At 65.1% G+C, this 20,652-nt stretch carries 17 protein-coding genes and 1 pseudogene; 5 read left to right on the top strand and 13 right to left on the bottom strand.

Annotation, left to right across the window (positions count from 1 at the left end; genetic code table 11):
- Positions 1-47 precede the first annotated feature (47 nt).
- Both ACMLHZ_RS03010 and ACMLHZ_RS03005 read right to left on the bottom strand, forming a co-directional pair.
- Positions 48-1,316: a sensor histidine kinase gene (locus ACMLHZ_RS03010; protein WP_418666326.1), complete on the bottom strand. Its 1,269-nt coding sequence runs from the start codon at positions 1,314-1,316 to the stop codon at positions 48-50.
- Complete coding sequence (locus tag ACMLHZ_RS03005; protein WP_418666325.1) at positions 1,310-1,984, bottom strand: response regulator transcription factor; 675 nt, start codon at positions 1,982-1,984, stop codon at positions 1,310-1,312. Before ACMLHZ_RS03005 ends, ACMLHZ_RS03010 begins: the two co-directional genes overlap by 7 nt.
- A 135-nt stretch (positions 1,985-2,119) precedes the next feature.
- Between ACMLHZ_RS03005 and ACMLHZ_RS03000 the strand changes: the two genes are divergently transcribed.
- Genes ACMLHZ_RS03000 through ACMLHZ_RS02980 form a run of 5 tightly spaced genes read left to right on the top strand, consistent with a single transcriptional unit; the run spans position 2,120 to position 8,486 of the window.
- On the top strand, positions 2,120-4,342 hold the full coding sequence (locus ACMLHZ_RS03000; RefSeq protein WP_418666324.1) for a hypothetical protein: 2,223 nt from the start codon (positions 2,120-2,122) through the stop codon (positions 4,340-4,342).
- Positions 4,343-4,379: 37 nt separating this feature from the next.
- A complete protein-coding gene (locus tag ACMLHZ_RS02995) occupies positions 4,380-5,258 on the top strand; it encodes a carbohydrate ABC transporter permease (protein ID WP_418666323.1) in 879 nt (292 codons plus the stop codon).
- A complete protein-coding gene (locus ACMLHZ_RS02990; protein ID WP_418666322.1) occupies positions 5,255-6,103 on the top strand; it encodes a carbohydrate ABC transporter permease in 849 nt (282 codons plus the stop codon). The genes ACMLHZ_RS02995 and ACMLHZ_RS02990 overlap by 4 nt, the downstream gene beginning before the upstream one ends.
- 5 nt (positions 6,104-6,108) lie before the next feature.
- Entirely contained in the window at positions 6,109-7,392 is a 1,284-nt protein-coding gene (locus tag ACMLHZ_RS02985; protein ID WP_418666321.1) for an efflux RND transporter periplasmic adaptor subunit, read from the top strand.
- The gene (locus ACMLHZ_RS02980; protein ID WP_418666320.1) at positions 7,389-8,486 is read left to right on the top strand and encodes a hypothetical protein; all 1,098 of its coding nucleotides are present in this window, start codon (positions 7,389-7,391) and stop codon (positions 8,484-8,486) included. The genes ACMLHZ_RS02985 and ACMLHZ_RS02980 overlap by 4 nt, the downstream gene beginning before the upstream one ends.
- 65 nt (positions 8,487-8,551) lie before the next feature.
- On the opposite strand, the gene leuB is transcribed toward ACMLHZ_RS02980, so the two are convergent.
- The 11 genes and pseudogenes from leuB to ACMLHZ_RS02925 all read right to left on the bottom strand — a co-directional run.
- The gene (gene leuB / locus ACMLHZ_RS02975; RefSeq protein ID WP_418666319.1) at positions 8,552-9,622 is read right to left on the bottom strand and encodes a 3-isopropylmalate dehydrogenase; all 1,071 of its coding nucleotides are present in this window, start codon (positions 9,620-9,622) and stop codon (positions 8,552-8,554) included.
- Positions 9,623-9,633: 11 nt separating this feature from the next.
- Positions 9,634-10,119, bottom strand: coding sequence for a 3-isopropylmalate dehydratase small subunit (gene leuD / locus ACMLHZ_RS02970; protein WP_418666318.1), 486 nt, complete (start codon positions 10,117-10,119; stop codon positions 9,634-9,636).
- A 95-nt stretch (positions 10,120-10,214) separates the two neighbouring features.
- Positions 10,215-11,480 carry a 3-isopropylmalate dehydratase large subunit gene (leuC, locus tag ACMLHZ_RS02965; protein ID WP_418666317.1) on the bottom strand — a complete coding sequence of 422 codons (1,266 nt, stop codon included), beginning with the start codon at positions 11,478-11,480 and terminating at the stop codon, positions 10,215-10,217.
- A 13-nt stretch (positions 11,481-11,493) separates the two neighbouring features.
- Positions 11,494-13,146 (bottom strand): 2-isopropylmalate synthase, encoded by a 1,653-nt coding sequence (locus ACMLHZ_RS02960; protein WP_418666316.1) that lies wholly within the window; start codon positions 13,144-13,146, stop codon positions 11,494-11,496.
- A gap of 424 nt (positions 13,147-13,570) precedes the next feature.
- Positions 13,571-14,923: a hypothetical protein gene (locus tag ACMLHZ_RS02955; RefSeq protein ID WP_418666315.1), complete on the bottom strand. Its 1,353-nt coding sequence runs from the start codon at positions 14,921-14,923 to the stop codon at positions 13,571-13,573.
- Positions 14,924-14,935: 12 nt separating this feature from the next.
- Positions 14,936-16,402, bottom strand: a complete 1,467-nt coding sequence (locus ACMLHZ_RS02950) for an MBOAT family O-acyltransferase (protein ID WP_418666314.1) — start codon at positions 16,400-16,402, stop codon at positions 14,936-14,938.
- A gap of 97 nt (positions 16,403-16,499) precedes the next feature.
- On the bottom strand, positions 16,500-16,877 hold the full coding sequence (locus ACMLHZ_RS02945; protein WP_418455834.1) for a DUF2304 domain-containing protein: 378 nt from the start codon (positions 16,875-16,877) through the stop codon (positions 16,500-16,502).
- Between the two features lie 5 nt (positions 16,878-16,882).
- Positions 16,883-17,587 (bottom strand): glycosyltransferase family 2 protein, encoded by a 705-nt coding sequence (locus ACMLHZ_RS02940; RefSeq protein WP_418666313.1) that lies wholly within the window; start codon positions 17,585-17,587, stop codon positions 16,883-16,885.
- Between the two features lie 10 nt (positions 17,588-17,597).
- Positions 17,598-18,812, bottom strand: coding sequence for a glycosyltransferase family 4 protein (locus ACMLHZ_RS02935; RefSeq protein WP_418666312.1), 1,215 nt, complete (start codon positions 18,810-18,812; stop codon positions 17,598-17,600).
- A gap of 64 nt (positions 18,813-18,876) precedes the next feature.
- Positions 18,877-20,019 (bottom strand): non-hydrolyzing UDP-N-acetylglucosamine 2-epimerase, encoded by a 1,143-nt coding sequence (gene wecB / locus ACMLHZ_RS02930; RefSeq protein ID WP_418666311.1) that lies wholly within the window; start codon positions 20,017-20,019, stop codon positions 18,877-18,879.
- A gap of 36 nt (positions 20,020-20,055) precedes the next feature.
- Positions 20,056-20,652 (bottom strand): annotated as a pseudogene (locus ACMLHZ_RS02925) (capsular polysaccharide biosynthesis protein CapF); the annotation flags it as partial.

The raw sequence follows: 20,652 nt of genomic DNA, 5'->3' as shown, positions 1-20,652 counted from the left end.
AAACACCACCCCCCAGGCGACAGGCCGCTTTGGGGCACCGGGCAGGCTTAAAAGTCTTTGACCGGCAGCTCCAGGGTGAACAGCGCGCCGCCGCCCGGCGCGTCGGCCGCGGTCAACCGGCCCTGGTGCAGCGCCGCAAGCTCCGCCGCCACCGACAGGCCCAGCCCATAGTGGCCGGTGTCGGTGCGGCTGGGGTCCGCCTGGTAAAAACGCTCGAAGATGTGCGCCCGGGCCTCCGGCGGCACGCCGGGCCCATGGTCCTGCACCGAAAAGCGCACCCAGCGCCCCGCCGCCTCGCCCAAAAGCCCGATGCTGCTGCCGGGCGGCGCATAGCGCAGGGCGTTTTCCAGCAGGATCGCAAGGATCTGCTGCAGGCGCTCGGCGTCGCCCCGTACGGGGGGCAGCGGCGCCTCGGGCAGCTGCAGTTCCAGCCCCAGGCCCTGCTGCTGCGCCAAAGGGCGAAAACGTTCGCAAGCCTCGATCAGCACGCTGTCCGCGTCCACCGGGCCGGGGGCCCAGCGCAGGCGGGCGGCGTCTGCACCGGCCAGCACCAGCAGGTCCTCCACCAGCCGGCCCAGGCGTTTTGTTTCGGCCAGGGCGGCGGCCCGGCAGCGGGCGGCTTCGGGGGGCGAAGCGCCGGCCATCACCTCCAGGTTTGCCCGAACGGCCGCCACCGGGCTGCGCAGCTCGTGGCCGGCCGCTGCCACAAAATCCGCCTGGCGCTGAATGCTTTTGGCGGTGGGCCGCACGGCCAGGCCCGCCAGCATCCGGCTGACAACGCAAAGCATGAACAGCCCGCCCAGGAACAGGGCAAAAAAGGTGAGCGCGGTCCAGCGCAGCGCCTTTTGTTCTGCTGCGAGGTCCTGCAAAAGCAGAAGCTCGCAGGCGCCCCGGGCCATGGGGATACGGGCGGCAAGCGCCCGGTAGTTTTGGCCGTTCCATTCAAACTGCCAGGGCTGGGCGGCGCCGAACAAAGGCAGGGGGGCAGGGGCCTGCCCCTCGGCCTGGGCGAGCAGCGCCGCCTTTTCCCGGGGCTCGAGCCACCCCCCCAGGATGGACACGGGGAACCCGTTGTCGGTGATCCGGATCACCAGCGCGTGCTGCGCTTCGAACCGGGCAAGCTGCCCGGAATGCAGCGCGGCGCCGCTTTCGATCTGCTGGGCAAGCTGGCCGCAGAGCTGCAAAAAAGCGGCGCTGCCGGCCTGGCGCTGCTGGCCCTGGGCCATGCGGCAGGCCGCAAACAGCGCCGCCGCCAGCACCGCGCCGGTGAGGCAGGCCATGAGCAGCCACAGCCGGCGGCGCAGGGCCGCTAACATGGATCCTCCGCCAGCCGGTAGCCCACGCCGCGCACTGTTAGCAGGCTCACCCGTGCGCTCACGGCCCGCAGCCGGCGACGCAGATAATAGGCATAGGTGTCGAGGCACGCGTCGTCCACATCCGCGCCCGCGCCCCACAGCCGCGCGAACAGCGCGCTGCGGCTTACCGCCCCGCCCTTTTGGCGCAGCAGCGCCTCCAGCAGTTCGCCCTCCTTGCGGGTGAGGGTGCACTGGCCGCCCCCGCCGGTGAGCAGCAGGCTGGCGGGCAGCCAGGTCAGATCGCCAAAGGTCAGGGTTTCAGCCCCGGCGCCCGCCCGGCGGCCCAGCGCCCGCACCCGCGCCAGAAGCTCCCGCATGTCGAAGGGCTTGGGCAGGTAGTCGTCGGCTCCGGCATCCAGCCCGTCCACCCGGGCACCGATGTCCGCCAGGGCGGTAAGCAGCAGCACGGGGGTGGCGTCGCCCCCGGCGCGCATGCGGCGCAAAAGGGTCAGGCCGTCCAGGCCCGGCAGCATCCGGTCCAGCAGCACCGCGTCGTAGCCGCCCTCCCGCCAGTAATATTCCGCATCGTCGCCCCGGCCGCAGGCATCCGCCTGCCAGCCCTGGCTGCGCAGCTGCAATTCCACCGCGCCCCGCAGGGCCTCGTCGTCCTCCACCAGTAAAATGCGCATGAAGCTTGTCTCCCTTTAAATTGTATAACTTCATTATACACCTGCCGGCTCAAATTTTCCTAAAATCGCTCCCATGCAAATTTTAGGAACGGGGCGGTATACTGGCCCCAGACACTTTGAAAGGGGAAAATTGATATGTGGAAAAAAATAAGGCAGACAGGCTGCACCCTGTTGGCGGCCGCGCTTTTGTTCACCGCCTGTGTGGCGGTAAAACCCACCAGCAGCGGCCCCGCGGGCGGCCCGGCGATGGGCCGCTTTGTGGAGGAAGAACTGGAATTGCCCGGCAGCCCCAGCCTGGAACAGGCGATCCTGTGCAAGGGGGAGGGCGGCTCGCTGGTCGTGCTGGATCTTAAAAACGCGGTTCGGTGGGACTCGGCCGACGGCGGCGACAGCTGGAAGGAAACGCCGCTTAGATGGCTGGGGCAGATGGAGGTCCCGCCCACTTATGCCGATCATGCGCCGGACGGCACGATCTGGGCGGCGACCCGCCAGGGGCAGGTCTACCGTGTGACCCCGCAGGGCGAGGTGACAGAGGTAAAGATAGCCCTGCTGGAGCAAACTGCCGCGGCCGCGCAGGAAACGGAAGAAAACGTGTTTATGTCGGCCAAGCTGGTCGCCCTGGGGGCGGACCGGGCCTACATCGACTATAGCATTTTTGAGGTGAGCGACGGCTCTGCCAGCATCGTGGGCGAGGGCGCGCTGATCTGTGACGCGCAGGGCGCGCTGGTCGCCGATCTGGGCAACGCATACCAGGCGGCCGCGGACGGCGGCACGCTGTACGTGCGGGATTACGCCCAGGGCTGCCAGGCGGTGGACATTGAGACCGGCGCCACCCGCGAGACGATGGACGGCAAGGGCCTGTTCCCGGAGGAGGCCCTCGGTATGGCCGCGCTGGGCAGCGAGCTGTATGTTCTGGACGGCACCGGCCTGCGCAAGGCCGCTTTTGGCGGGAACCTGCCCCAGGTGCTGCTGGAGGGCGGAGAATTTACCTTTGGCGACCCCACCATGAGCGTGGAGGGCCTGCAGGTGCTCGGCGACGAGTGCATTGTGATGCTGCTGCAGGGCAGCACAGGCCAGACGCTCTGCCGCTACCGGTTCGACGAAACGGCGCCCGCCCAGGCCGCCCTGCGCCTGCGGGTGTGGAGCCTGGAGGACCATGAGATGCTGCGCCTTGCCGTGCGGCAATATCACCGGGAGCACCCGGAGGTGGACGTGGCCCTGGAGATCGCGCTGCCAGAGGGCACCGGCCAGACCGCCGAGGACGCTGTGCGCGCCCTGAACACCGAGCTTTTGAACGGCCAGGGGCCGGATGTGCTCATTCTGGACGGGCTGCCCGCCGCGAGCCTGGCGAAAAACGGGATGCTGGCGGACTTGAGCGGCCTTGTGGATCCGGCGGCCTTTGAGCCGGTGTTCGTGGAGCCCTTCTGCACAGGGGAAAAGCTGTGCATGTTACCCGCCCAGTTCGCGCTTCCCATCCTGGCGGGCGACGCCGCACTTTTGGACCAGGCGCGGGATCTGGAACAGCTGGCCGCGCTGATGGCGGCAGGGCCGGTGCCTTGGCAGCCGGGCCCGAATGGCGAGGGGGTGTTTGAAAAGCGGCTCCCCGAAGAGCGGCCGGTGCTGTATTTTGATACCCTGCGCAATGCGTTTGAGATTATGTGGGCGGCCAGCGCCCCGGCGGTGCTGCCAGAGGACGGCGCGGCCGACGATGCGGCGTTCCGCCGGTTTGCGGGGGCGATGGCCGCCATCGACCAGCGCTACAAGCTTGCGGCAAGAGGCGACAGGGTCAGCAGCGGTTCGATGGCGATGTCGGTCGGCAACGTCTCCTATATCCTCGGCAGCGAGATGTTCAGCTACAACACGGGCAGCGCGCAGATGGGCAGCATGCTGCTGGAAAACACTTTTGCCGCCGCCTATGCGGCAAAGGGCGGCCCCGGGGGCCCGGGCGAGGTGCGGCCTTTCCCCGGCCTTGCGGGCAGCGCGTACCTACCCCAGGTGCTGGCAGGGGTGAACAGCGCCGGCAGCCACCAGGCGGAGGCGGGAGCCTTTGTGCAGACTCTTTTGGGCAGCGAGGTGCAGAATACCCTGCTGGAAACCGGTATGCCCACCACCAAGGCCGGGATGGCCGCGCAGCTGGCAGCGCTGGCCGAAATGCTTGATCCCTCTGATTTGCAGGAGAGCTTGTATGACCCCACCCCGCTTTTGGCGCAGCTCACCGGCCCCATGCTGGTGCCCAGCGCAGTGACGGAGGCGGCCTATGAGGCTGTGAAAGCGCTGTGTACCGGCAGGACGGATATGGACGGCGCAGCGGCCCAGTTCCAGCAGGCGGTGGGGCTGTATCTGGCCGAGCAGCGGTAAAACGCATCCAAGATTTGCGAAAAAGGAGGCGGTTGCCGTGAGAAACCTTGCAGCCAGGAAAAAGATCGCCCGGGGCGAGGGGGCGGCGGCCGCCGCCTTTCTGGCACCGAGCGCGGCTGGGCTGGGGCTGCTGCTTTTGCTGCCGCTGGCCGAGACCGTGCGGCGCAGCGTTACAAATGCCCCGGGAACTGTGTTTTTGGGGCTTGAGAACTATCGCTCGGTGCTGGGCAACACGGCGTTTCAGCTGGCGGCAAAAAACACCGCCCGGTTCATCTGTGTGTGCCTGCCGCTGCTGCTGGCCGCAAGCCTTGCGCTGGCGCTGCTGGTTCGGGCGGTGCGCCCGGCGGGCCGGGCGTTCAAGACCAGCTACCTTTTGCCCATGGCGGTGCCGGTGGCCAGCATCGCGCTGCTGTGGCAGGCGCTGTTCCACCAAAACGGCCTGGTAAACGCCGCGCTTTCGGGCCTGGGCCTGGCCCCGGTGGATTTTATGGGCACCGGGGCGGCCTTTTGGGTGCTCATTGGCACCTACCTTTGGAAAAACAGCGGCTACGATATGATCTTATGGCTGGCGGGGCTGGACGGCATCCCCGAGAGCGTGTACGAAGCCGCCGCCGTGGACGGCGCGGGCCGCTGGATCACCTTTTGGCGCGTCACCCTGCCCGAGCTCAGCGCCACCCTGTTTTTGACCGCGGTGCTGAGCCTGCTGAACACCTTCAAGGTGTTCAGGGAGGCGTATCTGGTGGCGGGCAGCTACCCCCAGAGCGACAGCATCTACCTTTTACAGCATCTGTTCAACAATTGGTTTTTAAAGCTGGACATGGGCCGCCTGGCCGCTGCCGCGGTGCTGGTGGCGCTGGCGCTGCTGGGCGTTATTCTGCTGTGGCAGCACCTGCTGCGAAGGGAGGGAGAGGAATGAAGCGCCGCGCCCACCCGTTCTTTTGGCTGCTGCTGGCAGCTTTGGCGCTGCTGGTGTGGGGGCCGCTGTGGTTCATGGCCGGCGGCAGCCTGATGCCGCTGGACGAGCTGGACACCCTGCTGGGGCCGGTACTCACCGGCCGCGCGGGCAGCGCCGCCTGGACCCTGCTGCCCAGCTGGCCCACCCTGGAGCCGCTGGCCCAGCTTTTGCTGGACACGCCGGAATTCTTTGTGATGTTTTGGAACACCTGCGCCCAGGTGATGCCCCAGGTACTGGGGCAGTTCCTGGTGGGGGCGCCGGCGGCGTGGGCGCTCTCGCGGCTGCGTTTTCGGGGGCGGGGGGCGCTCACGGCGCTGTATATGGCGCTCATGCTGCTGCCCTTTCAGGTGACCATGGTGCCCAGTTACCTGGTATTATACCGACTCGGCCTGATGGACACCGTGTGGGCCATCATCCTGCCGGGGGCCTTCTCGGCGTTCCCGGTGTTTATTATGGCCCGCGGTTTTGACGCAGTGCCCCGGGCGCTGCTGGAGGCGGCCTCGCTGGACGGGGCAGGGAATTTTACCATCTTTTGGCGGGTGGGGCTGCCGCTGGGCGCGCCGGGCATCCTGGCGGCGCTGGTGCTGGGCTTTTTGGAGGCATGGAACGCAGTGGAGCAGCCCATGGTGTTTTTGAAGGACCAGAGCATCTGGCCGCTGGCGCTCTATCTGCCCCGCATCAACGCGGAAAACCTGGGCCTGTGCATGGCGGCCAGCCTGATGATGCTGGCCCCGGCGGCGCTCATTTTTTTATTCGGCCAAAAATATCTCGAGCTGGGCATCCAGGCCAGCGGGGTGAAGGAGTGAAGGGAATGCAAACCATCAAGCGGGTGCTGCGCGCTGTGCGCCGCTGGCGCCTTCCGCAGCCCGGCGACCCACAGCAGGCCCGCGCACTGGGGCGGGTGCTGCGCTTTTTCGCGGCGGTGCTGGTGCTCACGCTGGTGGCCCGGGGCGCCGCGGGGGCGCTGATGCCGGTTGTGGCGCTGGAGAGCGCGCGGCGGGGCAGCGTAATGCGCACCGAGGCTTTGGCCGGTGTGGTGGAACCTCTGGCCAGCCTGCCTCTGGGCTGCCCGGCCGGACTCACCGTGCAGAGCCTTTTGGCGCAGCCGGGCCAGACCCTTACGGCGGGCCAGCCCATCGCCGCCTTTGACGAGGGCGAGGTGAAACTGGCCCTGCGCCAGGGGAAAGCACAGCTGCAAAAGCTGAACGCACAGCTGGCGGCCCTTGGCCGCGAAGCGCCGGTGGACGCTGCCGGGCTGGAGGAGGCCCAATACGCCGAGCGCTGGGCCCTGGAGGAATATGACCGCCTGATGGCGGACGACGACGCCGATGACGAGGCGTGCCGGGCCGCCGAGCAGGCGCTGACCCGGGCGCGCCTTGCGCTGGAAGCGGCAAAGCGCGCCTACCTGCAGGCCGTGGAGGATGCAAAGCAGGCCGCCGGAACAAACGCGGCGGAGGCGGCTTTGGTGCGGGTGCAGGTGAGCGAGCAGAAAAAGGCGAACGAGGCGCTGCAAGCGCTGCTTGCAGCGGGCTGCACCCTGACTGCGCCGCAGGATGGGCTGCTCACCCGGCTGGAGCTTGTGCCCGGCCAGCCCAGCGCCGCCGCCGCAGGCTTGCTGGCCAGCGCAGAGGCGGGGTACAGGCTGGAACTGGAGCTCACGCCGGAACAGGCAAAGCAGGTGAAAGAGGGCGCGCAGGCCGAGGTGACGCAGGGGCAGACCAAGGCTTCGCTGGCGCTGCCCGTGCTGGTGGAAGGGGAGGGGGGCGCTGCCAAAGCCGCCCTCACCCTGCCCGCCGACCAAAACTGGAAAGCGGGCAGCGCAGAGGTGAAGCTCACACTTTTCCGCACCGAGGCTGCCTGCTGTGTGAGCCCCGGCGCGGTGCATTACAGCGCGGGCGGCGCCTATGTGCTGCTGGTGCGCCGGCAAAACACGGTGCTGGGGCTGCAGAACCTGGTGGAAAAACTGCCGGTCACGGTGGAAAGGGCCGGCGACGACCTGGTGGCCGTGAGCGGTGCGCTGCAGCCGGGCGACGCGGTGATCGCCTCGGCCAGCCGGGCGGTGGGGCCCGGTGACCGGGTGCGGGTGGCGGCATGAGCGCGCGGGCGGGCCGCCGGCTGCCGGTTCTTTTGTGGATGCTGGCTTTCGCGGTGTTGGAGCTGCTGGCCTTTAGAGGCGCCGCCCGGCTTGGGCGGCTCTATGCCGCGCCGTTGAGCCTGCGGTATGCCCGGCCCCTCACGGCCGGACAGGTGGAGGCGGCGCTGGACGATGCGGCCGGTGCGCAGAGAGAGCAGACGGTGAGCCCCACCTTTTGGAGGCAGGGAACCACCGCGCTGAAAGGGCCGGCCCAGGCTGCCGATGCCGGAGTGCTCTGGTATTGGGGCGAGGCAGCGCAGGTGTTTCCCGGCGAATATTTGGCGGGCACGGCCCCCGGCCCGTGGGACGAGGCGGGCTGCGCGGTGAGCGGGGCGCTGGCCTGGCAGCTATGGGGCAGCCTGGATGCGGTGGGTCAGCGGCTGGAGGTGGAGGGGGCGGTGCGCACGGTGCGCGGGGTCTTTCGCGAAAGAAAGGCGCTTGTGCTGGCCGCCAGCAGCCCTGCTGCCGGCGCGTTTACTGCCGTGGAGTTGGCGGCGGCCGGCCTGACGGCCGAGGAGGCCCGCGCTTTTGCCCAGAACTGCGGCCTTGGCGCACCGGACTTTATGGTGTATGGCGAGGGGCTGGTTTCGCTGGCCGTTCTGGCCGCCTGGCTGCCGGCGGGAGTGCTGGCGCTGGCGGCCCTGGTGCGCCTGGCGCTTTGGAGCCGCAGCTGGCCGCCCCTTGCGCGGCAGAGCTTCTGGCTGCTGGCCCTTGTGGGGGCGGCCCTGGCCCTGCCCCTGTTGCTGGGCCTTGTGCCCGGGTGGCTGCTGCCCGGCCGCTGGAGCGACTTTGGCTTTTGGATCGGCCTTGCGCAGCGGCTGGCGGCGCAGGGTGAGGAGTGGTTCAGCCTGCCGCCCACCCTGCGGGAGGTACAGGCCAAGGGCCTGCTGCTGGCACAGGCAGCTTTGGCGGCGGGGCTGGCCCTGTGCACCCAGCGGCTGCTGTGGGCGGCAAAGCAGCCCCCGCAGGCGGGCACGGGGGCGCGCCGCGTGCGCTGCGCCGCCTGCCCTGCCGCGGCAAACGCCGAAGCGGCTGCCCCAGCACCCGGGGGCTGAACGAAAAAAAGGGCGCTCCCGGCATCAAAGCCGGAAGCGCCCTTTTGGTGGTGGCAGGGGGAGACTCACAGAAAGTCTGCGATGGCGCTGCCCATCTCGCTGCACCGCACGGGCTTGCAGCCGGGGGCCAGCATGTCGCCGGTGCGCAGGCCCGCATCCAGCGCGGCGCCCACCGCCGCCTCAATGGCGGCGGCCTCGGCGTCCAGGTCAAAGCTGTATTTCAGCAGCATGGCCGCCGACAGAATGGTGCCGATGGGGTTCGCCTTGTCCTGCCCGGCAATATCGGGCGCGGAGCCGTGGATCGGTTCATACAGGCCGCGGCTGCCCTCGCCCAGCGAGGAGGAGGGGATCATGCCGATGGAGCCGGTGATCATGCTGGCTTCGTCCGACAAAATGTCGCCGAACATGTTCTCGGTGACCAGTACATCGAACTGGCTGGGATCCTTTACGATCTGCATGGCGGCGTTGTCCACCAGAACATCGCTGTAAGCGACGTCCGGGTATTCTTCGGCCAGCCGGTGCATCACCCGGCGCCACAGGCGGCTGGTGTCCAGCACGTTGGCCTTGTCGACACTGGCCACCTTTTTGCGGCGTTTGCGGGCCGTTTCAAAAGCGATACGGCCGATGCGCTCCACCTCGTGCTCGGAATAGCTCATCACGTCGGTGGCCTTGGCCTCGCCGTTTTCCTGGCTTGTGGTGTGGCTGCCGAAGTACACCCCGCCGATCAGCTCGCGCACCACCACAAAGTCGATGCCCTGCTGCACGATCTCAGGCTTTAAGGGGCTGGCGGCGGCCAATTGGGGCCAAAGCTTTGCGGGGCGGTTGTTGGCATACAGGCCCATGCCCGCCCGCAGGGCGAGAAGGCCCTTTTCCGGCCGCTGATCGCCGGGCAGACCGTCCCACTTGGGGCCGCCCACCGCACCCAGCAGAACGCTGTCGGCTGCAAGGCACCGCTCCAGCATGGCGGCAGGCAGGGGCTCGCCCCATTTGTCGATAGCGGCACCGCCCATGTCCACCTCCACATAGCGGAAGGTATGGCCGTATTTTGCCGCGATCCTGTTCAGTACCTTGATGGCCTCGTTTACGATCTCGGGGCCGATGCCGTCGCCCCGGATCACTGCGATCGTTTTTTCCATGTTGCTGCTCCTCACTGCTGTTTGATGCTGTTCATCAGCCCGCCCGCGGCGATGATCTGCTGGATAAAGGGCGGGAAGGGCTGTGCCTGGAAGGTCTGGCCGGTGGTGTGGTCGGTGATGAGGCCGGTGTCGAAATTCACGCTCACCTCGTCGCCCGCGGCAATGGCCTCGCTGGCCCCTTCGCACTCCAGAATGGGCAGGCCGATGTTGATGGCGTTGCGGTAAAAGATGCGGGCAAAGCTTTTGGCCACCACACAGGCCACGCCGCTGGTTTTGATCACCAGGGGCGCGTGCTCACGGGAGGAGCCGCAGCCGAAATTCCAGCCGCCCACCATGATATCGCCGGGCTTTACCCGGTGCACGAAGTCCTTGTCGATGTCCTCCATGCAGTGGGCGGCCAGCTCCCGGGCGTTCTGGCTGTTCAGGTAGCGGGCGGGGATGATCACGTCGGTATCCACATTGTCGGGGTATTTATGTACGGTGCCGGTGGCTTGCATTGTTTGTGCCTCCTTATAAAAAGCTGATCCGAACGGCGCTGCCTGCCGCCCCTGCGGGGCAGCAGGGCTTAAAAGCGGCCTTCGCTGCGGCTGTTTCAGATGGTGCGCGGGTCGGTGAGGAAGCCGGTCAGGGCGCTGGCCGCCGCCGTGGCAGGGCTGGCCAGGTACACCTCGCTGCCGGTGTGGCCCATGCGGCCAACAAAGTTTCGGTTGGTGGTGGAAACGCAGCGCTCGCCCTCGGCCAAAATGCCCATGTATCCGCCGAGGCATGGCCCGCAGGTGGGGGTGGAAACGATGCAGCCCGCGTCGATAAACGCCTCGGCCCAGCCGCGCCGGATGCACTCCTTATACACCGCCATGGTGCCGGGGATGATGATGCCCCGCACCCCGCTGGCGATTTTTTTGCCCCGCAGCAGTTGCCAGGCGGCCTCCATATCCTCCAGGCGGCCGTTGGTGCAGCTGCCGATAACCACCTGGTCCACCGGGATGCGCTGTGCCTGGGCCTCGGCGGCGGTGTGGGTGTTCTCGGGCAGGTGGGGGTAAGCCACAGTGGGCTCCAGCGCCGCGAGGTCGATCTCGATGGTCTCGTCGTACTCCGCGTCCGGGTCGGCCGCGTAGACAGCCCAGGGCCGCCGGCTGCGGCCGGTCATGTAGCCGATCGTGACGTCGTCCACCGGGAAGATGCCGTTTTTGGCCCCCGCCTCAATGGCCATGTTGCACACACACAGCCGGTCGTCCATGGAAAGGCTGCCCACGCCGGGGCCGGTGAACTCCATGCTCTTGTAGAGCGCCCCGTCCACCCCGATCCTCCCGATGATGTGCAGGATCAGGTCCTTGCCGCTCACCGCGGGCGAAAAGCGCCCGTTCAGCACAAAGCGGATGGCGGCAGGCACCTTGAACCAGCAGGTGCCGGCGGCCATGCCGGCGGCCATGTCGGTGCTGCCAACGCCGGTGGAAAAGGCGCCCAGCGCGCCGTAGGTGCAGGTGTGGCTGTCGGCCCCGATGATGCAGTCGCCGGCGGTCACAATGCCCTGCTCCGGCAGCAGCGCGTGCTCGATGCCCATGCGGCCCACGTCGAAGAAATTCAGGATGTCGTATTTGTTTGCGAACTCCCGGCACTGCTTGGACTGCTGGGCGCTCTTGATGTCCTTATTGGGCACAAAGTGATCCAGCACGATGTTGATGCGGGCGTTGTCGAACACCTTGTCAAAGCCCGCCTTTTCAAATTCGTTGATCGCCACCGGGGTGGTGATGTCGTTGCCCAGCACCTGGTCCAGCCTTGCGCGGATCAACTGCCCGGCCTCCACCTTGGCCAGCCCCGCGTGGGCGGCCAGGATTTTTTGGGTCATGGTCATTCCCATGGGTCGTCCCTCCTTATTTGTTGTTCACGGCGCTTGCCAGCGCTTTGACGCCCGCCTGGATGATGTCGGTATCGGTGCCGGCGCCCCAGGTGGTGGAGCCGTCTGCCCAGCGCAGGCCCACGTAGGCCGCGGCCTCGCTGGTGGAGCCGTGCTCCAGGCTGTGCTCGGAATAGGTTTCGATGGTAAAATCCATGCCGCAGGCGGCCTTTACCGCGTTGCACACCGCGTCCAGCCGGCCGTTGCCCTGGCCGGAGCATTCCCGCGCCTGGCCGTTCACGCTGACGGTCACCACCGCAAAAATACCGCTTTTTTGAATGAAGTGGGCTTCCTGCACGCTCACCGGGCTCTGCTTGTTCAGGTAGGTGCTGCGGAACACCCCGAACACCTCCTCGGGCGGCAGCTCCTTGTGGGCGTGGTCGGAAACGGCCTTGACGGTATAGCCGAAGTGCTCGCGCATTTTGGGGGGCAGGTCGTAGCCGAACTTTTGCTGCAAAAGATAGCCGATGCCGCCCTTGCCGCTCTGGCTGTTGATGCGGATCACGTCCGCGTCGTAGGTGCGGCCGATGTCGGTGGGGTCCACGGGGATGTAGGGCACGGTCCACTGGTGCAGGCCGTGTTCTTTGCGCCAGTTCATGCCCTTGGCAATGGCGTCCTGGTGGCTGCCCGAGAAAGCGGCGAACACCAGCGCGCCCGCATAGGGGGTGCGCTCATACACATGCATGCGGGTGACCCGCTCGTACAGCTCCACGATGGCGGGCATGTCTGAAAAATTCAGGTGGGGGTCCACCCCGTGGGTGTACAGGTTCATTGCAAGGGTGATGACGTCCACATTGCCGGTGCGCTCGCCGTTGCCGAACAGGGTGCCCTCCACCCGGTCGGCGCCGGCCAGGAGGGCCAGCTCGGTGTCGGCCACGCCGCAGCCCCGGTCGTTATGGGGGTGCAGGCTCAGCACCACGCTGTCGCGGTATTTCAGGTTGTCGCTCATATATTCGATCTGGTTGGCGTACACATGGCTCATGCTCATGGCCACCGTGACCGGCAGGTTGATGATGACCGGCTTTTCGGGCGTGGGCTCCAGAATGTCCAGCACCGCGTTGCACACCTCCAGCGCGTACTCCGGCTCGGTACCGGTGAAGCTTTCGGGGCTGTATTCAAAGCGGAAGTTGCCGGGGTACTCGGCGGCCAGCTGTTTGACCAGGGCCGCGCCGTCGGTGGCGATCTTTTTGATTTCGCTTTTTGATTTTTTGAACACCTGCTCGCGCTGGGCCACGCTGGTGGAGTTGTAGAAGTGAATCACGGCGCTGGGCGCGCCCTGCACGGCCTCGAAGGTCTTGCGGATGATGTGGTCCCGGCACTGGGTGAGCACCTGTACGGTGACGTCCGGGGGGATCAGGTCCTGTTCGATGAGGGTGCGCAGGAATTCGTACTCGGTTTCGCTGGCGGCGGGGAAGCCCACCTCGATTTCCTTGAAGCCGATCTTCACCAGCAGGCCGAAGAATTCCAGCTTTTCTTCCAGGCTCATGGGCACGATCAGGCTTTGGTTGCCGTCCCGCAGGTCCACGCTGCACCAGGCCGGGGCCTTGTCGATGTGGTCCTTATGGACCCAGCGGTATTCGCTTTTGGGGGCGGGGTAATACCCCACGCCGTACTTGGTCACGTCCATCATAAAAAATGCCCTCCTTGCGGCTGCGCTGCCCCGGAACACGAAAAAAAGCCCCCGTCCCCCAAGGCGTTGCCTTGAGAGACGAGGGCTTTCAAGCTTGATTTTGAAAAGCTCCCGCGGTACCACTCTCGTTGCTGCCGAAAGCAGCCACTCTGTACGGTCGGCAAAAAGCCTTTTGCGAACCGCGCCCCGGATAACGGCGGGGTATACCGCCCTGGCTTACTGGGAACACGCTCTGTTCGGCCGGGGTGCTCGGGGGCCAGTATACGCGCGCCGCGCTGCCGCCTTGCACCACCCGGCGGCTCTCTTGAAACGCTGTGACACGCGCTTTTTCCCCTTCAGCGCATCTTTATTCAAACTGCTACTATTTTAGCGCGTTAAAGCCATTTTGTCAACCGCTGAAAAAAGATTTTTTGGCGGGGAGCGCTCAGGCCCCCGCCGCGTCAGCCGACCCGGCGGCCCGGGCGTTCAGCTGGGCCCAGGTCACGGTGCTGGCGTACTTGTACCATTCCTCGTTTGGCACCACACAGTCCGGGTCGTAGCCGATCAGGGCGTTTTTGGTGTTGGCCACATCGCCGTATTCCTGCAGATACAGGGTTTCATAGGCGGTGCGCTCGCCCTTTACCGCCGCCTGGATGCCCGGGAACATCAGCTCCAGCGCCTGGGGGCGGCAGTGGATGCCGTCGAAGAAAAGGGGCTCCAGCACGCCGGCGCGCCCTGCGTGGTAACTGCCGTACAGGGGGATGCCGCGGCCGGCCGCGTACTCCCGCAGCCAGGGCTCCACCTCGAAAAAGCCGGTCAGGCCCTGGGGGTTATTATACACATGCAGGCAGATGAAGGGGTGGTAGGGGGTGAGAAGGAACACCACGTTCACGCCCTTGGCCTGCACGTGCCGCACGAACCGGTCGAACAGGTCGGTCCAATAGGGATCCATGGTGTCGAAGCCGTGCATGGCCGAAATGGTGCCCGCCTGGGCCAGCGCCTCCGCCATGACCTCCTCGTACGCCCAGTTGCGGAAGGTCATGGGGTAATAGATGCTGCCGTCGGAAAATTTTACCGAGAAATCCAGGCTTTCCAGGCTGCCGGTCATGGCCTTGAAAGGGATGGTTTCGCCGTCCTCGGTTTCGTGCTGGCCGGTCTGGCGCTGCTTGAGATAATACTTCACGTTCCCCTGGAAGTAGGCCGGATCCACCAGGGCCTTCCAGATTTCCAGCTGGTCCGGTTCCTCGTAATCGCTGGCCAGGCCCAGCGCTTTTTCCAAAAATTCGGCGAAAAGCTCGGGGTCGGCCTTTTTGTTCAGGTCGGAGGCCGAAACGCCGTTGAACATCCAGGGGTCCACACAGAGGATCAGATTCTTCGGCAGCTTGCCCGCCCGCTCAAACAGATACCAGGCGTTCATCACATCCATGGCGCCGGCGCCGCTCATGCCCGCGTTGTAGTAGCTGCCGCCCACAATGGCCCCGCTGAGCTGCATCACCCGGCTGGAGCCCAGGGCCACGGTGTCCGGCACCTGGGCCTCGGGCAGATTCTGCACGTAAAGCTCCAGGATCTGCCGCTCGTCCATCTGTTCGTAGTTCGACACCGTGTCGCCCGCCAGCAGCATGTTTGCCACCTCGCGGGGGGCGAGTTCGCCCTGGAACAGGCCGCTGATATCCACCTTATAGCTGAACCAGACCATAAACAGGGGAATGGGCAAAAACAGGCAGGCTTTCAGCGCGATCTCCAAAAGGGTCAAAAAGCGCACCAGGCAAAAGCGCAGAGCGTGTTTCAGTTTGTTCATGCGGCGCCCCCCTTAATAGTTTTGGTAAATGAAGGCGGATTTGCCGAACGCGCCGAAAAACAGCAGCGCCGCCGCCAGCAGATAGTAGAGCGGCCAGCGCACAAAAAACCACCGCCGCCGGATCCACTCGGCCACCGGGCCGCAACGCTCGATCGCCTCCACCAGCAGGATGCCCGCGGCGCTCACCATAAACACGGTCAGGTCGAGCCCGCGCCCGGCAAAGCCTGCCAGCAGTGCCTGCCAGGAGAGATCCCAACCCGAAAAAAGGCCGCCGAACACCGCGCCCGCGCTGCCGCCGTACAGGTCGGCCGCAAAGAAAACGATGCAAAAGGTGAACAGGCCGTACACGCATACCCGTTGGATCAGGCGCTTTAAGGGGCCCCAGCGGTACAGTGGGTTGTGCCGTGCCAGGGCCGCCCGGGGCCCGGCGGTGTTTTTGCCGATCACCAGGATCAGCCCGTTCAGCGCGCCCCAGATCACATACCCCCAGCTGGCGCCGTGCCACAGGCCGCTGGCCAGGAAGGTGACGATCAGGTTCAGGGCCTGCCGCCACCAGGCGCAGCGGTTGCCCCCCATGGGAATGTACACATAGTCCCGAAACCAGGAGGAAAGGCTGATGTGCCAGCGCCGCCACAGATCCGAGTAGTTGGTGGCGGCGAAGGGCCGCTGAAAGTTTTCGGTGAGATCGAAGCCCAGGATGCGCGCGCCGCCGATGGCGATGTCGCAGCAGCCCGAAAAATCCAGGTACAGCTGGCAGCTGAACAAAAGGCTGGCGGCCAAAAGATAGGGCCCCGCAGCCTTTTCCGGGGCGGCGAACACCGCGCTCACGAACACGCCCAGCCCGTCGGCCAGGACCATTTTTTTGAAGTAGCCCCACAGCATGCGGAACGCGCCGCCCGCCATGCGGGAGTAGCTGAAGGGCGCGGGGTTTGAAAACTGCGGGATCAGATGCCCTGCCCGCTCGATGGGGCCGGTGAAGATGCAGGGGAAAAAGCTCACGAACAATGCGTAGTGCACCGGGTTCAAAACCGCCTTTTGCCTGCCGCGGTACACGTCGAACACATAGCCCAGGCTTTGGAAGGTGAAGTAGGTAAGGCCCAGCGGCGCCGCCAGGTCCAGGGCACCGGCGGTGATGTGGCCGCCGAACACCCCTGCCAGGTCGGCCCAGAGCTGGCTGAAAAAGCCGAAGTATTTGTAAAAAAATAAAATGCCCCCGCAGCACAAAAGCGCCAGCCACAAAAAGGCCCGGCGGGCCCATTTGTTCCGAAGCTTTTCACTGCCGAGGGCAATGCCGCAGCAATAGGTGACCACGGTGGCGCTGACAAGCAGCACCACCAACCGGGCGTTCTGGGGTTTGTACATATAAAACGCATAGCTGGCCAGCAGCAAAAAATAGGGCTTTGCCTGCCGCGGGAAACAATAGGTGAGCGCGGCGACCCCCGCAAAAAAGCCCAAAAAAATCAGCGAATTAAAATCCATACTTCCACCTCATGCCTGTTTTATGCCGGAGCATTGTGCCGGGGGGATGCCGCAGGGACCTGCCCGCACCGCGCCGGGACCGCAAACGCCCGGCCGTTCACTCGGCCTTTTCCTCCAGGGCCTCCAGCCGCTGCTCCAAAAGGCGCACCCGCTGTTCCAGCATGGCGCTTTGCTGGGTGAGGCGCTTGATGCGCTCGGTGTGCTGGCTTGCGGCAGCAGAGAGGATCAGCAGCACCAGCAGCACAAAGCAGAACAGCAGCGTGAATACCAGGTTCGCCACTACCTCAAAGTGAAGAAGGGCCCGCAGCATTTTTGCCACCACGGGGAATGCGGCAAACACCAGCAAGACGCCCCCCAGGCCGAACCAGGCCAGGCTGTAACGCACGCTGAGCCTGCCGTGCTTGACAAACAGGAAGATCAAAAACAGAAAGACCAAATCGCCCGCCAGCAAAACGGGATACAGCAATTGATCCACGCGTATCACCTCCGCTTTTTTGTGAAGCTCAGCCGGTAGATCACCAGCGACAGGCTGACCTTGATCATGTAGTAAATGCTTTTGAAGGCCCGGATGCTGGAAACGCCGCCCTGGCGCTCGGCCATGACCACCGGCACCTCGCCCACCCGGTAGCCCGCCACCACTGAGCGCAGGATGGCCTCCGGTTCGGGGTAATCCTGGGCATACTGGTCGGCAAACAGGTTGGTGAGCGCTTTGCCGCAGGCCCGGTAGCCGCTGGTCACATCCCGCACGTGCCGGCCGGTGAGCAGCCAGATCATCCCGCTCAAAAAGCGGATGCCCACCCGCCGCAAAAAGCTGGTCTGGAACCCCTCTTTGGTGATAAAGCGGCTGCCGATGCACATATCGAACCGGCCCTCGGCCACCGGGGCAATGACCGCCTCGAGGTAGGCGGGGTCGTGCTGGCCGTCGCCGTCCATCTGCACGGTCACGTCATAGCCGTGCTCGCGGGCATAGCGGTAGCCGCACTGCACGCCGCCGCCGATGCCCAGGTTCACCGGCAGGTCCAGGTAATTGTAGCCCTGGGCCCGCAGGATCTCCACGCTGTTGTCGGTGGAGCAGTCGTTCACCACCAGGTAATCCACCTGCGGGCAGGCGGCCCGCAGGTTTTCCACCACCTGGCAGATGTTCTGCGACTCGTTGTAGCAGGGGATAATGACCAAAACTTTCAAAAGCGGCACCTCAAAGAATAAAGTTTTCCAGCGCGTCCAGCACGGCCCGGCGGCGGTAATGGGCCTGGTACCAGGCAAAAGCCCGCCGGCCCAGCTCGGCCCGCCCGGCCTCGCTCATGCGGTACAGCGCCAGCATGTTTTCCGCCAGAGCGGCGGCGTCCTGTGCGGGGCTTGTGAGCCCACCGCCGCTGGCCGCCACCGCCGCCGCGCCCTCGCCGTCCATGCTGGCGAGCAGGGGCCTTGCCGCCGCCATGTAGCTGGCGAGCTTTGCGGGCACCGTGAGCCCCAGGTCCGGGCTGGCCGACAGGCTGGCCACGAGACCCGCAGCGAAGGAGGTATAGCGGGGGATATCTGCGGGGGGCACACTGCCCGCAAAGCTCACCGTGCCCTCCGCGCCCAGCTCGTGCACCAGCGCTTCCAGCTCGCCCCGGCTCATGCCGTCGCCCACCAGCACCAGCTGCAAACGCTCCGCGCCTGCGGCGCGGGCCGTAACCGCGGCCCGGATCACGGTGGGAAGGCTTTGTGCCGGGCTGAAATTGCCGGTGAACACCAGGTTGAAGCGGCCCGCGTAGCGCGCGGCCAGCGCCTGGTCCGGCAGGGGCACGGCGTAAAAATCTTCGCAGTGCTGGGGAATGACCGCCACCGCGGCTTCGGGCTTTTTGGCACGCTGCAGCAGGCGCTCTTTCAGCGAGGGGCTCATGGCGATGAGCTTGTCCGCACGGCGGTAGTGCCAGTCGCTCACCGCCCGGGCAGCCCGCCGCAGAAACCGGTTTTTTACCGGCAGCACGCTGTACAGGTTTTCGGGCCAGAGGTCCAATACGTAGTTTGTAAAGGGAACGCGGTGCAGCTTTGCATACACCAGCGCGGGAAAGCTCATGAGCACCGGGCTGGTGTTGTAGCACAGCACCGCGCTGTAGCCGCCCGGCAGCCGCCACAAATTAAAAAGCGCAAAAAACGGCCAGCTCACGTAGTTCAAAAAAATGCGCAGCCCGCCGTTGCCCTTGCGCCGCACCTCGCCCGCCCGGTACACCGCCGCACCCTTGTAGCTCTCTTTGCGGGGGCCGGAGTATCGGTACCCGGCAAACCACTCGCCCGCCGGGTAGTTGGGCAGCCCACACAGAACGTCCACCGCAAGGCCGTCCTGCACAAAGCCCTCCACCAGGTCGTTCACACGGAAGGTCTCGGGCCAGAAGTGCTGGGTGACCACCAGTATTCTTTTTTGCATGGGGGCCACCGCCTTTTTTAAATGGATGGAAAGCGCCCGGAAGCCGTGGGCCTGGCGCAGACAATCAATATTTGCGCCAGACCATCTTGTTCACGACGCCCACGTAGCTTTGGATCAGCTTGACCACCTTTGTGGACACGTTTTCGTCCACATAATTGGGCACGTCCAGGCCGTTGTCGCCGTTTTTTACCATCTCCACGGCGGTGTCCACTGCCTGCAGCACCTGCTCGGTGGTGATACCCGCCAGGATAAAGCTGCCCTTGTCCAGCGCCTCGGGGCGCTCGGTGGAGGTGCGGATGCAGACGGCAGGGAAGGGGCGGCCGATGGAGTTGAAAAAGCTGCTCTCTTCGGGCAGGGTGCCGGAATCGCTCACCACCGCAAAGGCGTTCATCTGCAGATGGTTGTAGTCGTGAAAACCGAGCGGGGTGTGGGTGCGCACCAGCGGGTGGAACGAAAAGCCCCGCGCCTCGATGAATTTTTTGCTGCGGGGATGCATGGAGTAAAGGATGGGCAGGCCGTAGGCCTCGGCCATGGCGTTCACCGCGTTCATAAGGTTCAAAAAGTTTTTCTCGGTGTCGATGTTTTCCTCCCGGTGGGCCGAGAGCAGGATGTACTGTTTTGGCGCAAGGCCCAGTTCCTGCAGCACCTTGCTGGAGAGGATCGCTTCCAGGTTTGCGTGCAGCACCTCCGCCATGGGGCTGCCGGTCACATAGGTGCGCTCTTTGGCAGTGCCCTCAGCGTTCAGGTAGCGGCGCGCATGCTCGGAATAGCACAGGTTCACATCCGCAATGTGGTCCACGATGCGGCGGTTGGTTTCTTCGGGCAGGCACTCATCGAAACAGCGGTTGCCCGCCTCCATGTGGAAGATGGGGATGTGCAGCCGCTTTGCACTGATGGCCGACAAGCAGCTGTTCGTGTCGCCCAAAATCAGCAGGGCGTCCGGCTTTTGCCGGGCCATGAGTTTGTAGCTCTTGGCAATGATGTTGCCGATGGTTTCGCCCAGATCTGCCCCTACTGCGTCGAGATATACGTCCGGCTGCCGCAGGCCGAGATCCCTGAAAAAGATCCCGTTCAGGGTGTAGTCGTAATTCTGGCCGGTGTGCACCAGGGTCTGGTCAAAGTATACATCGCATTTTTTGATCACGGCCGCCAGGCGGATGATCTCGGGCCGGGTGCCCACGATGGTCATGAGTTTCAGCTTGTTCACGTTCAAATCCCCTTTGTTCTCATTGCGCGCCCGCGCTCATACTTCCAGAAAGATCGTGTCCGGAGCCTGCGGGTCGAAGGGCTCGTTGGCCCACATGAGGGTTACGAGGTCTGTTTTGCCCACGTTTTCGATGTTGTGGGTGTAGCCGGTGGGGATGTCCACCACTTCCAGCTGCCTGCCCGAAACGCGGTATTCGATCACCTCGCTGGAATCCACCTGCCGGAAGCGGATCACGGCCTCGCCGCTCACCACCAAAAATTTCTCGTTTTTCGAGTGGTGCCAGTGGTTGCCCTTCACAACGCCGGGCTTTGAGATGTTCACGCTCATCTGGCCCCGCTCGGGGGTGCGCAAAAACTCGGTAAAGCTGCCCCGGGCGTCACAGTGCATGGGCAGCGGGTAGCTGAATTTATCCGCCGGCAGGTAGGACAGCCAGGTGGAATAGAGCTTTTTTTCCAGGCTGCCCGGCGCAAGCAGCGGGGCCTCGCGGGTGGCGCGGTTTTGCATAAAGCTGCCGATTACCCCGGCCAGATGCCCCAGGGTGGCGGTGTGCACCGGGCTGACCAGGCAATGGGGCCGGGCCGAGCGGTCGGTTGCAACGCGGCCGCCCAGCGCGTCGATAAAGCAGTGCACCAC

This window comes from Allofournierella sp. (assembly GCF_048388525.1).
Lineage (GTDB): Bacteria > Bacillota > Clostridia > Oscillospirales > Ruminococcaceae > BQOK01.
Note: the sequence above shows the minus strand (reverse complement) of the source record. Positions and strands in the feature narration are given on the sequence as shown.